Here is a 13,060-nt window from a genome sequence, read left to right on the forward strand (position 1 = left end):
TCTCGGACAGCCGTTTCAGACCTTTCCTACGCACCAAACGGGTGCGTCTGCTTGTCACATAAAGTGCGAAATATCCTGAAATTTTCGCCCTTTTCCCCCTCGCAAACGTTCAACATTCGCCAAAGTTATATGGATGCGACATCCATGTACGTCAGTACCACGTTTTTGGCGTCAACCATCCTGCTGAGTGTTGCATTGGGAATACCCCCTGCATAAGTATCCGCAGGTCGGCTCACGAGGCCGCCTCAATTCGAAAAATGACAACAATGAGGCCACCATGCTCAAACACGCAGTCATCCCGTTCCTGGTCAGTGCAGGCTTGCTAGCCGGCGCTCCATCCGCCCTCGCCGCGACCAACCTGGTGTTCTGCTCCGAAGGCAGCCCGGCCGGTTTCGACCCTGGCCAGTACACCACCGGGACCGACTTTGACGCCTCCGCCGAAACCATGTTCAACCGCCTGACTCAATTCGAGCGTGGCGGCACCGCAGTGATCCCGGGCCTGGCCACCAAGTGGGAAGTCTCCGACGACGGCAAGACGTACACCTTCCATCTGCGTGACGGCGTGAAGTTCCATACCACCGAGTACTTCAAGCCGACCCGTGCATTCAACGCCGACGACGTGCTCTTCACCTTCAACCGCATGCTCGACAAGAACCACCCCTTCCGCAAGGCCTACCCCACCGAGTTCCCTTACTTCACCGACATGGGCATGGACAAGAACATCGCCAAGGTCGAGAAGGTCGACGAGCACACTGTGAAGTTCACGCTCAACGACGTCGACGCCGCGTTCATCCAGAACCTGGCCATGAGCTTCGCCTCGATCCAGTCCGCCGAATACGCCGACCAGTTGCTCAAGCAGGGCAAGGCTGCCGATATCAACCAGAAGCCCATCGGCACCGGCCCGTTCGTGTTCAGCAAGTACCAGAAGGACGCGCAGATCCGTTACAAGGGCAACAAGGACTACTGGAAGCCCGAGGACGTGAAGATCGACAACCTGATCTTCGCAATCAGCACCGACGCCTCGGTGCGCATGCAGAAACTCAAGAAGAACGAATGCCAGGTCACCCTGTTCCCGCGCCCGGCCGACATCGCACCGCTCAAACAGGATCCGAAGCTGAAGATGCCTGACCAGGCTGGCTTCAACCTCGGCTACATCGCCTACAACGTGATGGACAAGGTCAAGGGCAGCAACGAACCCAACCCACTGTCGCAGCTCAAGGTGCGCGAAGCGCTGGACATGGCGGTGAACAAGCCGCAGATCATCGAGTCAGTCTATCAAGGCGCCGGCCAGCTGGCGGTCAACGCCATGCCGCCGACGCAATGGTCCTACGACACCACGATCAAGGACGCCAAGTACGACCCTGAAAAGGCGAAGCAGCTGCTCAAGGAAGCCGGCATCAAGGAAGGCACCGAGATCACCCTGTGGGCCATGCCGGTGCAGCGTCCGTACAACCCCAACGCCAAGCTGATGGCCGAGATGCTCCAGTCCGACTGGGCGAAGGTCGGCATCAAGGCCAAGATCGTCAGCTACGAGTGGGGCGAGTACATCAAGCGCTCCAAGGGCGGCGAGCAGGGCGCCATGCTGATTGGCTGGAGCGGCGACAATGGTGACCCGGACAACTGGCTGGGCACGCTCTATGGCTGCGATGCCATGGATGGCAACAACTTCTCCAAGTGGTGCTACAAGCCCTACGACGACCTGATCAAGCAAGCCAAGGCCACCCCCGACCAGGCCAAACGCACCCAGCTGTACAAGCAGGCGCAACACATCCTCAAGGAACAGGTGCCGATCACCCCGATCGCCCACTCCACCGTGTATCAGCCCATGAGCGCGAAAGTGAAGGACTTCAAGATCAGCCCCTTCGGCCTGAACTCCTTCTACGGAGTCAGCGTGGACAAGTAACGGTCGTGACCGCCCCGCCGGCCTTTGCCGGCGGAGCGGTGACATGATCGGGCGATACGCAGGGTTATTCCCTCGCATTCGCCAGAACGCTCCCGCCCTCAAATCAGTAGCGAACCCTGGTTCCCGCATTCTGGCGCGCCTATCGTCAGGACCGGGATGCAGCAGCCGCGTTTTGCCTGTCGCGGCCTGAAAACACAGACAAAGGATCTGCCATGCGCCTTACCACACTGAGTTCCACCCTGCTTGCCCTCGGCTTGCTGAGCCAGGCTCCCGCGAGCCTCGCCAACAACCTGGTGTTCTGCTCCGAAGGCAGCCCGGCAGGTTTCGACACCGCCCAGTACACCGCGGCCACCGACAACGACGCCGCCGAACCGATCTACAACCGCCTGGTCGAGTTCGAGCGCGGCGGCACTGCCGTGCAGCCGGGCCTGGCCACCGACTGGCAGGTGTCCGAGGACGGCCTGAAGTACACCTTCCACCTGCGACCCGCTGTGAAGTTCCATGGCAACAAGGACTTCAAGCCCAGCCGCGACTTCAACGCCGACGACGTGCTGTTCACCTTCAACCGCATGCTCGACAAGGATCACCCCTTCCGCAAGGCCTACCCCACCGAGTTCCCGTACTTCATCAGCATGGGGCTGGACAAGAACATCGCCAAGGTCGAGAAGACCGACCCGCTGACCGTGGTCTTCACCCTCAACCAGGTCGACGCCGCGTTCCTGCAGAACATCGCCATGGCCTTCGCCTCGATCCTCTCCGCCGAGTACGCCGACCACCTGCTGGCCAGCGGCAAGGCCAGCGATATCAACCAGAAGCCGATCGGCACCGGTCCGTTCGTGTTCCAGCGCTACCAGAAGGATTCGCAGATCCGCTTCAAGGGCAACAAGGAATACTGGGCGCCGGACCGGGTGAAGATCGACAACCTGGTGTTCTCGATCAACGTCGACCCCTCGGTGCGCATCCAGAAGCTGCGCCGCAACGAATGCCAGATCACCCTGCACCCGCGCCCGGCCGACCTGCCCGCGCTCAAGGCAGACGGCAAGCTGCAGGTGATGACACAACCCGGTTTCAACCTTGGCTACATCGCCTACAACACCCAGCACCCACCCTTCGACCGGCTGGAGGTGCGCCAGGCCATGGACATGGCAGTGAACAAGCAGGCAATCATCCAGGCGGTCTACCAGGATGCCGGCCAGACCGCCGTCAACGCCATGCCGCCGACCCAATGGTCCTACGACAAATCGATCAAGGACGCCCCGTTCGACCCGGAAAAGGCCAAGCAACTGCTGAAGCAGGCCGGGGTCAAGGAAGGTACCGAGATCACCCTGTGGGCCATGCCGGTACAACGCCCCTACAACCCCAACGCCAAGCTCATGGCCGAAATGCTCCAGTCCGACTGGAGCAAGCTCGGCTTCAAGGTGCGCATCGTCAGCTACGAATGGGGTGAATACCTCAAGCGCATGAAGAACGGCGAGCATGACATCGCCCTGATCGGCTGGACCGGCGACAACGGTGATCCGGACAACTGGCTCGGCACCCTGTTCAGCTGCGACGCCATCGGCAGCAATAACTACTCCTTGTGGTGCGATTCGCAATACGACGCACTGGTGAAAAAAGCCAAGCAGGTCACCGACCGCGACCAGCGCACCAGCCTCTACGAACAAGCCCAGCAACGTCTCAAGCAACAGGTGCCGATTACCCCGGTTGCGCACTCCACGGTCAACCAGCCGCTGAGCATCAGCGTGAAAGACTTCAAGGTCAGCCCCTTCGGACGCAACGTTTTCTCCGGCGTCAGCATCGATTGACCCTGCAACGCCCGGCCGGGAGTGCGACCCACTCCCGCGACGGCGTGCAGCCCGGATTTGCCTGGCAACCCCCAGGCAGACACTGCAGTACCGCGTCACCGTGACAAGCCCGGCCCACAAGGTCGGGTGATAACTAGAAAAATATCAGGGAGCTTTCATGTTGATTCGTACCACCACCACCGCACTGGCCTTGTCCGTCGGCGCCTTCTGCGCCCTCGCCCAGGCCGAACCCGCAAGCCAGGACTTCGTGCCGTTCGCGCTCAAGTCCAGCAGTGAACAGGCCGAGGCCAAAGGCTTCATCGATGGCCAGAGTCTGACCGGCAGCACCCGCAACTGGTATGCCCGCGAACGCGCCACCCGCGCGCCGCTGTGGAAATACACCAAGGGCGACGGCACCCGCCACGACACCCACAGCCGCGACAACTGGGTGCAGGGCACCATCCTCAACTACAGCTCGGGCTTCACCGAAGGTACCGTGGGCTTCGCCGTCGAGGCCGCGGCCTACAATGCCATCGCCCTCGAGCAGGGCCGCGCCGCCGTGGCCGGCCCGAACAACCGCACCCTGACCCACAGCGACGGCGACCCGATCGGCCAGTGGAGCAAGATGGGCCTGGGCAATGTCAAGGCGCGCATCTCCAACACCACGCTGACCGTCGGTCGTCAATCGGTCGACACGCCGATGATCGCCTACATCGGTAACCGTGCCTTGCCATCGAGCTTCCAGGGCGCGTTCCTGCACAGCGCCGAGTTCGAGAACCTGTCGTTCGACGTGGGTACCTTCGACCGCGTTTCGCCGCGTACCGAGCAGAGCCTGAGCAAGTTCCGCAGCGAATACGGCAACGGCAGGGAAACCGACCGCGCCAGCACCGTCGGCATCAACTACCAGCCGCTCAAGAGCCTGACCACCAGCCTTTACGCCACCAAGGTCGAGGACTTCTGGAACCAGTACTACTTCGGCGCCAACCACGTGCTGGGCGACAGCGCGGTGCTGAGCCTGACCACCGGTCTTAACTACTACAAGACCGTGGACGAAGGCAGCAAGAAGATGGGCGAGATCGACAACGACACCTACAGCCTGTCGTTCGGCCTGACCCACCAGGCCCACACCCTCACCGCCTCCTGGCAGCAGGTCAACGGTAACGAGTACTTCGACTACCTGCACGAGACCAACGGCATCTACCTGGCCAACTCCCTGCTGTCGGACTTCAACGGCCCGAACGAGAAATCCCTGCAGATCAGCTATGTGCTGAACATGGCGCCGTATGGCGTGCCGGGCCTGAAGTTCAACGTCTACAACGCCCGCGGCTGGGATATCGACGGTACCCACTACAAGGGCACCGCCTATGACGTCCGCGGCCAGGACGGCGAGAACCACTACGAGTGGGGCATCGGCACCAGCTACGCGGTGCAGAGCGGCATGCTGAAGGACACCACCATCCGCGCCACCTATACCGCCCACCGTGCCAGCAAGGCGCAGAGCGACGGCAGTCTCGACGAGTTCCGCGTCGTCACCACCATTCCGTTCAACATCCTCTGACCGTTGGCGCCACGGCCCGCCTCCCCACGGGCCGTGGCGGCTACGCTGGAACTAGCACTGCAGGGAGGTTCCATGAAATTGCTACCGCTACGTGCTGCCCTGGCAGCCGTCATCCTGGGCGCCGCATCGAATCTGGCGGCCAAGCCGCTGGTGGTGTGCACCGAAGCCAGCCCGGAAGGCTTCGACATCGTCCAGTACACCACCGCCGTCACCGCCGATGCCACGGCCGAGGCCATCTTCAACCGCCTGGTCGACTTCAAGCCCGGCACCACCGAGATCCAACCGGCCCTGGCCACCAGCTGGGACGTCAGCCCCGACGGCCTGGTCTACACCTTCCACCTGCGCGAAGGCGTCAAGTTCCACACCACCGACTACTTCAAGCCCACCCGCGACTTCAACGCCGATGACGTGCTGTGGAGCTTGAACCGTCAGTTGAAGAAAGACCATCCGTGGCACGACAAGACCAGCGTCGGCTATCCCTACTTCGAGAGCATGGCCTTCAAGGACCTGCTCAAGTCGGTCGAGAAGACCGACGATCACACCGTGGTGATCACCCTGACCCGCCCGGAAGCGCCTTTCCTGCGCGACCTGGCCATGGCCTTCACCTCGATCTACTCCGCCGAGTACGGCGACCAGTTGCTCAAGGCCGGCAAGACCGGCGACCTCAACAGCAAGCCGGTCGGCACCGGCCCGTTCGTGTTCCAGCGCTACAACAAGGACGCCAACGTCCGCTACAAGGCCAACCCGGACTACTTCCGTGGCAAGCCACCTGCCGATGCGCTGATCTTCGCCATCGCCACCGACAGCAACGTGCGCCTGCAGAAACTGCGCGCCAACGAATGCCAGATTGCCCTGTATCCCAAGCCTGACGACGTGCCGGGGATCAAGACCGACCCGAAACTCAAGGTCGCCGAGATCGAAGCATTGGTTACCGGCTACATCTCGATGAACACCCAGCACAAATACCTGAGCGATGTGCGCGTGCGCAAGGCAATCGACATGGCCTTCGACCGCCAGACCCACGTCGACCAGCTGTTCGGCAAGGGCAACGCCCTGGTTGGGGTCAACCCGTATCCACCGACCATGATCGGCTACAACACCGACAACAAGAACCCACCCCATGACCTCGACAAGGCCCGCGCCCTGCTCAAGGAAGCCGGCGTGCCGGAGGGCACGGTGATCACCTTGTTCACCCGCAACGGCGGTGGCCCGACCAACCCCAACCCGCGCCTGTCCGCCGAAATGCTGCAGTCGGATCTGGCCAAGATCGGCATCAAGCTCGACATCCGCGTGATGGAATGGGCCGAGATGCTGCGTCGCGCCAAGAAGGGCGAGGCCGACCTGGTGTCGGCGGGCTGGGCCGGCGACAACGGCGACCCGGACAACTTCCTCACGCCGATGCTCAGCTGTGACGCGGTGAAAAGCGGCGAGAACTATGCGCGCTGGTGCAACCAGAAATTCCAGGACCTGATCACCCGCGCCCGCGAAGTGATCGACAACGACGAACGCGCCAGGCTCTATAACGAGGCCTTGGCGGTGTACGATGAAGACCAACCGTGGATCAGCATGGCCCACCCGAAGATGTTCACCGCCATGCGCGAGAACGTCGAAGGCTATGTGATCAACCCACTGACCAACAACAACTTCGCCACCACCCAGGTGAAGTAGAACAACAACAGCCGCCGGACCTTGTGCAAGAGGCCCCGGCGGCACGCCGTTTCCGGCTGATGAGGTACCCCTGACAATGTTGAGTTTTATTGCCCGACGCCTGGGTCTGCTGATTCCGACCTTCTTCGGTATCACCCTGCTGACCTTCGCGCTCATACGCCTGATCCCCGGCGACCCCGTCGAAGTGATGATGGGCGAACGCCGGGTGGACCCCGAAATGCATGCCCAGGCCATGGAGCGCCTGGGCCTGAACAAGCCACTGCCGGCCCAGTACCTAGACTATGTCGGCAAGCTCGCCCAGGGCGACCTGGGCGAATCCCTGCGCACCCGTGAAAGCGTATGGAACGAATTCCTCACCTTGTTCCCGGCAACCCTGGAGCTGGCCATGGCCGCCCTGCTGTTCGCCGGGGTCATCGGCCTGCTGGCCGGGGTGATCGCCGCGCTCAAGCGCGGCTCGCTGTTCGACCACGGGGTGATGGGCATCTCCCTGGCCGGCTACTCGATGCCGATCTTCTGGTGGGGCCTGATCCTGATCATGTTCTTCTCGGTGAGCCTGGGCTGGACGCCGGTCTCCGGGCGCATCGACCTGCTCTACGACATCGAGCCGAAAACCGGCTTCATGCTCATCGACACCCTGCTCAGCGACGAGGAAGGCGCGTTCAAGGATGCGCTGATGCACCTGATCCTGCCGGCCATTGTGCTGGGCACCATCCCGCTGGCGGTGATCGCCCGCATGACCCGTTCGTCGATGCTCGAAGTGCTGCGCGAGGACTACATCCGTACCGCCCGCGCCAAGGGCCTGTCGCCGTCGCGCGTGGTGTTCATCCATGGCCTGCGCAACGCGCTGATCCCGGTACTCACCGTGTTCGGCCTGCAGGTCGGCACGCTGCTGGCCGGCGCCGTGCTCACCGAAACCATCTTCTCCTGGCCGGGCATCGGTAAATGGCTGATCGAAGCCATCGGTGCCCGTGACTACCCCGTGGTCCAGAACGGCATCCTGTTGATCGCCTGCCTGGTGATCCTGGTCAACTTCGTCGTGGACATCCTCTACGGCCTGGCCAACCCACGCATCCGTCATCAGCGCTGAGGACTACGCCATGACCAGCCCGATTCCAAAATCCGTCACCCCGCCCAGCGTGGTCGACCAAAGCTTGCTCTATCCCTCGCCATATAAAGAATTCTGGCAGGCCTTCTCGCGCAACAAAGGCGCGGTGGCCGGCCTGGCGTTCATGTGCCTGGTGGTGTTCTGCGCCCTGTTCGCCCCCTGGGTGGCGCCGCACAACCCCAGCGAGCAATACCGCGACTTCCTGCTCACGCCGCCAGTGTGGCTCGAAGGCGGTACCTGGCAATTCATCCTCGGCACTGATGAGCTGGGCCGCGATCTGCTCTCGCGGCTAATCCAGGGCGCTCGACTGTCGCTGCTGATCGGCCTGTCGTCGGTGGTGATGTCGCTGATCCCGGGTATCCTGCTGGGCCTGTTTGCCGGCTTCTTCCCGCAGATCCTCGGCCCCTCGATCATGCGTCTGATGGACGTGATGCTGGCCCTGCCCTCGCTGCTGCTGGCCGTGGCCATCGTCGCCATCCTCGGCCCAGGCCTGATCAACACCGTGATCGCCATCGCCATCGTCTCGCTGCCGTCCTACGTGCGCCTGACCCGCGCCGCGGTGATGGGCGAACTGAACCGTGACTACGTCACCGCCGCGCGCCTGGCCGGTGCCGGCCTGCCGCGACTGATGTTCGTCACCGTGCTGCCCAACTGCATGGCGCCGCTGATCGTGCAGGCTACCCTGAGCTTCTCCTCGGCGATCCTCGACGCCGCAGCCCTGGGTTTCCTCGGCCTCGGTGTGCAGCCGCCAACCCCCGAGTGGGGCACCATGCTGGCCTCAGCTCGCGACTACATCGAACGCGCCTGGTGGGTGGTTAGCCTGCCCGGCCTGACCATTTTGCTCAGTGTGCTGGCAATCAACCTGATGGGCGACGGCCTGCGCGACGCGCTGGACCCGAAACTCAAGAACGCCGCCTGAGGAGATCGCCATGTCACTGTTGCAGATCAACAACCTGAACGTGCGCTTCGGCGACGCCAATGCCGTGCCTGTGGTGGACGGCCTCGACCTGAGCGTGGATGCCGGCGAGATCCTCGCCATCGTCGGCGAATCTGGCTCGGGCAAGTCGGTGACCATGATGGCGCTGATGGGGCTGATCGAAGCCCCCGGGCGCATCACCGCGGACGTGCTCGACTTCGCCGGCACCAATATGCTCAAGCTCAGCGGCCGCCAGCGCCGCAAGGTGGTGGGCAAGGACATCGCGATGGTCTTCCAGGACCCGATGACCGCGCTCAACCCCAGCTACACCGTGGGCTACCAGATCGAGGAAGTGCTGCGCCAGCACCTCGGCCTCAAGGGCAAGGCTGCGCGCCAGCGCGCCCTGGAACTGCTGAAGAAGGTCGAGATCCCGGCTGCCGAAAGCCGCCTCGACGCCTACCCGCACCAACTGTCCGGCGGCATGAGCCAGCGCGTGGCCATCGCCATGGCCATCGCCGGCGAGCCGAAACTGCTGATCGCCGATGAACCCACGACCGCGCTGGATGTAACCATCCAGGCGCAGATCATGGAGCTGCTGGTCAACCTGCAGAAAGAGCGCAACATGGCGCTCATTCTGATCACCCACGATCTGGCCGTGGTCGCCGAAACCGCCAAGCGCGTGTGTGTGATGTACGCAGGGCAAGCAGTCGAAGTAGGCCAGGTGCCCGAGCTGTTCGACGTACCCGCCCACCCTTACAGCGAAGCGCTGCTGGCGGCCATTCCCGAGCACAGCATCGGCGCCGAACGCCTGGCCACCCTGCCTGGCATCGTCCCCGGCCGCTATGACCGCCCACAAGGCTGCCTGCTGTCGCCGCGCTGCCCCTATGTGCAGGAAAACTGCCGCCGGCAGCGCCCGCCCCTCGATCCCCAGGCCCACAGCCTGGTGCGTTGCTTCTATCCGCTGAACCAGGAGGTGGCGTGATGGCCGTCGTACTTTCCGCTCGTGAGCTGACCCGCCACTACGAAGTCTCCCGCGGCCTGTTCAAGGGCCATGCGCTGGTGCGGGCGCTCAATGGCGTGTCGTTCGAACTGGAGGCCGGCAAGACCCTGGCCGTGGTCGGTGAATCCGGTTGCGGCAAGTCGACCTTGGCGCGGGCCCTGACCCTGATCGAGGAGCCTTCCTCCGGTTCGCTGCAGATCGCCGGCCAGGAGGTAAAGGGCGCCAGCAAGGACCAGCGCAAACAGCTGCGCCGTGACGTGCAGATGGTGTTCCAGAGCCCGTATGCCTCGCTCAACCCACGGCAGAAGATCGGCGACCAGCTGGCCGAACCGCTGCTGATCAATACCTCGCTGAGCAAGGCGGAACGCCGCGAGAAAGTGCAGAAGATGATGGAGCAGGTGGGCCTGCGCCCCGAGCACTACCAGCGTTATCCGCACATGTTCTCTGGCGGTCAACGCCAGCGCATCGCCCTGGCCCGGGCGATGATGCTGCAACCCAAGGTACTGGTGGCCGACGAGCCGACCTCGGCGCTGGACGTGTCAATCCAGGCCCAGGTGTTGAACCTGTTCATGGACCTGCAAAAGGAGTTCAACACCGCCTACGTATTCATCTCCCACAACCTGGCGGTGGTGCGCCATGTGGCGGACCAGGTGCTGGTCATGTACCTCGGTCGGCCAGCGGAGATGGGGCCCAAGCAGGACATCTACGACAAGCCGCTGCACCCATATACACAGGCGCTGTTGTCTGCGACCCCGGCGATCCATCCAGATCCGCTGAAACCGAAGATCCGCATTGCCGGTGAGCTGCCCAATCCGTTGAACCCGCCGGATGGCTGTGCCTTCCACAAACGTTGCCCGTATGCCACCGAACGATGCGCCAAGGAAGTCCCAGCGTTGCGCAAAGTGAGCACGCGGCAGGTGGCCTGCCACTACGCCGAGCAGTTCCTGTAGCGTTATGCGCCAATGAAAACGCCGCCCTTCGGGGGCGGCGTTTTCATTTCTCAGTGCATGAACAGTGCAATCAGGATGATCACCGGAATAGGTACCCCGAGCATCCACAGCAATAATGAGCGCATGATGTTTCTCCTTGTTCCTGTGCGGGTTATCGAATCGGTGCGGAGGCGTGGCGCAAGTTGTAGTCTGCTTGACTGGCTTCGAGCCACTGAACCCGATCACGCTGCCGGCCACCGAAGAGTGCCGCCAGGCTGGCGAAGAAGGCGCCGCAAAGCAGGGCGACGAAGGTCCACAACGCGGTCCAGGCCGCAGCCTTTGTCGCAGCATCCGCAGCTTGCTTGGCTTCGACCTTGGCTTGCTGCAGTTGCGCATAGACCTGATCAACGCGTGCTTCGGCCTCGGGCTGGGTCAGGCGAGTGCGCTGGGCCACCACCTGGGCCAGGTAGGTCCGGTCCTCCGGCGCAAGCGTGCCGCCCTGAGCCAGCGAGCGGGTCAGAATACGCGCTGCCACACCATTTGCAGCGTCGTCACTGACCGCCACCGGGCCTTGAGCACGGAACAGGCTATCGACGAAGTAGCCCATCGGGTCCTTGCCCTGGCTGTCGCTGCCAGCCACGCCCGCAGCGGCAGTTGTAGCCGCTCCGGACACAGCGGTGGCGCCGGCGCCCAGCAAGTTGCCAGCAGTACCGAGCACCAGCATGGCCGCCACGAGCGTGGCAACCGCCCACGCCAGGAAGCCATGTGCAGTGTCCCGGAAATACACTTCATCACCGTGCAGGTTGGCCCATTTCATCCGCAGGCGACCGGCGATGTAACCACCTAGGCCCGAGGCCAGTATCTGTGTGATCAGTAGCCAGATGATGGTGGAAATCCCAAGCGCCTTGGCGCTGGCGCCTTCGTCGGCCCAAGGCGAGGTAGCGGCCAGGCCCAATCCTGTTCCCAGTACCAACAGGATCAGGGACAAGGCCGCCGCTGCTGCTGCGCCAGCGAATATCGCGGCCCAGGAAACACCGGAGCGATTGGGGTCGTTGGTGGGGTAGTCGGCAGGTGTGATCATGATTCGACGCCTTTATCTGAGGGGGAGGTCCTTTCTCGGGTAAGGCAGTGCAGGGGCTGTGCCACTTTGTGTCAAAACATGACTTCTTTATAAATCAGGCGGTTGGCCTGTAGGCAACATCTGAACATCATGCAAAATGCCAGATCGGGTCGGAAACGGCAGGGCCTTCTGCAACCCTGGCTGCGACCTGTGCACACGGGCTGGTTCTTGTCAGACCGGGACGCGGCGAGGCACCATCCACGGCATGTCTATCACCACCGTCCCCGACGGCCCTGAGCAGACCCCGCTCACCGCCGCCACCGTCATGCGCTATCACCTGTGCTGGAAGCATCGCGACCTGGACGGGGTGATGGCCCTGTACCACCCGGATATCCAGTACCACGACTTCTTCCAGAACCGCGTGCTCGGTTTCAGCCAGCTGCGCGACTACGTGCGCGCCAGCCTGCCCCACGAGGCCGGGGAGGACATCGTCCACAGCGACCGCATCCGCGTCGATGGCTGCACCGCGTTCATCCAGTACCAGGTCACCGTACAAGGCGGCGACGGCCTGGTGGCGTTCCAGTCCAGCGAGGCGATCACGGTCAGGGACGGGCTGATCTGGCAGGTCAACGAATACGCCACGCTGGTGCGCGGCGATGCCAAGGGCAGGCCCGCCGGTGGTCCGCGCCCTGCCACCAGCCGGCTTGGCCTGTCGCCACGCCAGCTGTCGACCATGGCCCAGGACCTGGAGCACTACTTCCAGGCCCAACGCCCCTACCTTGACCCTGAACTGGACCTGCAGCAGGTCGCCGACGAAAGCGGCTACAGCCGCAACCAGATTTCCTACCTCCTCAACCAGGTGCTTGGCCAGAGCTTCTACCGCTACGTCAACCAGGCCCGCCTGCAGCACCTGCTGAGCCGGTTGGACAATAGCTGCGCTACGGCGCCCGTCGATGACCTGGCGTTCAACGCCGGTTTCAATTCGCTGTCGGCGTTCTACAAGTGCTTTCGCGAGCACACCGGCCTGTCGCCCAAAGCCTACCTCAAGCAAATTTCCCTGCGTGCACGCACGTAAGACAGCCCTCCCCGCGCTTCACTAGGATCGTCCACATACCTTGAACGGATGTGGAGCCCGAC

General features: G+C 62.9%; 10 protein-coding genes. 9 read left to right on the forward strand and 1 reads right to left on the reverse strand.

Annotation, left to right across the window (positions count from 1 at the left end; genetic code table 11):
* Positions 1-277: 277 nt before the first annotated feature.
* The 8 genes from BMY03_RS16750 to BMY03_RS16785 all read left to right on the forward strand — a co-directional run bounded on the left by BMY03_RS16750 (position 278) and on the right by BMY03_RS16785 (position 10,884).
* The gene (locus BMY03_RS16750; RefSeq protein WP_094011710.1) at positions 278-1,903 is read left to right on the forward strand and encodes an ABC transporter substrate-binding protein; all 1,626 of its coding nucleotides are present in this window, start codon (positions 278-280) and stop codon (positions 1,901-1,903) included.
* A gap of 212 nt (positions 1,904-2,115) precedes the next feature.
* Positions 2,116-3,708: an ABC transporter substrate-binding protein gene (locus BMY03_RS16755; RefSeq protein ID WP_023630504.1), complete on the forward strand. Its 1,593-nt coding sequence runs from the start codon at positions 2,116-2,118 to the stop codon at positions 3,706-3,708.
* Positions 3,709-3,865: 157 nt separating this feature from the next.
* Complete coding sequence (locus BMY03_RS16760) at positions 3,866-5,245, forward strand: OprD family porin (protein ID WP_371041586.1); 1,380 nt, start codon at positions 3,866-3,868, stop codon at positions 5,243-5,245.
* 72 nt (positions 5,246-5,317) lie between these two features.
* Positions 5,318-6,913, forward strand: a complete 1,596-nt coding sequence (locus BMY03_RS16765) for an ABC transporter substrate-binding protein (RefSeq protein WP_023630502.1) — start codon at positions 5,318-5,320, stop codon at positions 6,911-6,913.
* 76 nt (positions 6,914-6,989) lie between these two features.
* Positions 6,990-8,000 (forward strand): ABC transporter permease subunit, encoded by a 1,011-nt coding sequence (locus BMY03_RS16770; protein ID WP_023630501.1) that lies wholly within the window; start codon positions 6,990-6,992, stop codon positions 7,998-8,000.
* 10 nt (positions 8,001-8,010) lie between these two features.
* Positions 8,011-8,937, forward strand: a complete 927-nt coding sequence (locus tag BMY03_RS16775; RefSeq protein WP_038706756.1) for an ABC transporter permease subunit — start codon at positions 8,011-8,013, stop codon at positions 8,935-8,937.
* Between the two features lie 10 nt (positions 8,938-8,947).
* On the forward strand, positions 8,948-9,916 hold the full coding sequence (locus tag BMY03_RS16780; RefSeq protein WP_023632049.1) for an ABC transporter ATP-binding protein: 969 nt from the start codon (positions 8,948-8,950) through the stop codon (positions 9,914-9,916).
* A complete protein-coding gene (locus tag BMY03_RS16785; protein ID WP_023632048.1) occupies positions 9,916-10,884 on the forward strand; it encodes a peptide ABC transporter ATP-binding protein in 969 nt (322 codons plus the stop codon). Before BMY03_RS16780 ends, BMY03_RS16785 begins: the two co-directional genes overlap by 1 nt.
* 151 nt (positions 10,885-11,035) lie before the next feature.
* On the opposite strand, the gene BMY03_RS16790 is transcribed toward BMY03_RS16785, so the two are convergent.
* The gene (locus BMY03_RS16790; RefSeq protein WP_094011711.1) at positions 11,036-11,944 is read right to left on the reverse strand and encodes a hypothetical protein; all 909 of its coding nucleotides are present in this window, start codon (positions 11,942-11,944) and stop codon (positions 11,036-11,038) included.
* A 244-nt stretch (positions 11,945-12,188) separates the two neighbouring features.
* On the opposite strand from BMY03_RS16790, the gene BMY03_RS16795 reads away from it, so the two are divergent.
* Positions 12,189-12,998, forward strand: a complete 810-nt coding sequence (locus BMY03_RS16795; RefSeq protein WP_094011712.1) for a helix-turn-helix domain-containing protein — start codon at positions 12,189-12,191, stop codon at positions 12,996-12,998.
* The last annotated feature ends 62 nt before the right edge of the window (positions 12,999-13,060 follow it).

This window comes from Pseudomonas soli, from assembly GCF_900110655.1.
Lineage (GTDB): Bacteria > Pseudomonadota > Gammaproteobacteria > Pseudomonadales > Pseudomonadaceae > Aquipseudomonas > Aquipseudomonas soli.

Coding starts and splice junctions, on each gene's coding strand:
- BMY03_RS16760 (WP_371041586.1), top strand. CDS start 3,866: ATGTTGATTCGTACCACCACCACCGCACTGGCCTTGTCCGTCGGCGCC.
- BMY03_RS16775 (WP_038706756.1), top strand. CDS start 8,011: ATGACCAGCCCGATTCCAAAATCCGTCACCCCGCCCAGCGTGGTCGAC.
- BMY03_RS16765 (WP_023630502.1), top strand. CDS start 5,318: ATGAAATTGCTACCGCTACGTGCTGCCCTGGCAGCCGTCATCCTGGGC.
- BMY03_RS16750 (WP_094011710.1), top strand. CDS start 278: ATGCTCAAACACGCAGTCATCCCGTTCCTGGTCAGTGCAGGCTTGCTA.
- BMY03_RS16790 (WP_094011711.1), bottom strand. CDS start 11,944: ATGATCACACCTGCCGACTACCCCACCAACGACCCCAATCGCTCCGGT.
- BMY03_RS16785 (WP_023632048.1), top strand. CDS start 9,916: ATGGCCGTCGTACTTTCCGCTCGTGAGCTGACCCGCCACTACGAAGTC.
- BMY03_RS16795 (WP_094011712.1), top strand. CDS start 12,189: ATGTCTATCACCACCGTCCCCGACGGCCCTGAGCAGACCCCGCTCACC.
- BMY03_RS16770 (WP_023630501.1), top strand. CDS start 6,990: ATGTTGAGTTTTATTGCCCGACGCCTGGGTCTGCTGATTCCGACCTTC.
- BMY03_RS16780 (WP_023632049.1), top strand. CDS start 8,948: ATGTCACTGTTGCAGATCAACAACCTGAACGTGCGCTTCGGCGACGCC.
- BMY03_RS16755 (WP_023630504.1), top strand. CDS start 2,116: ATGCGCCTTACCACACTGAGTTCCACCCTGCTTGCCCTCGGCTTGCTG.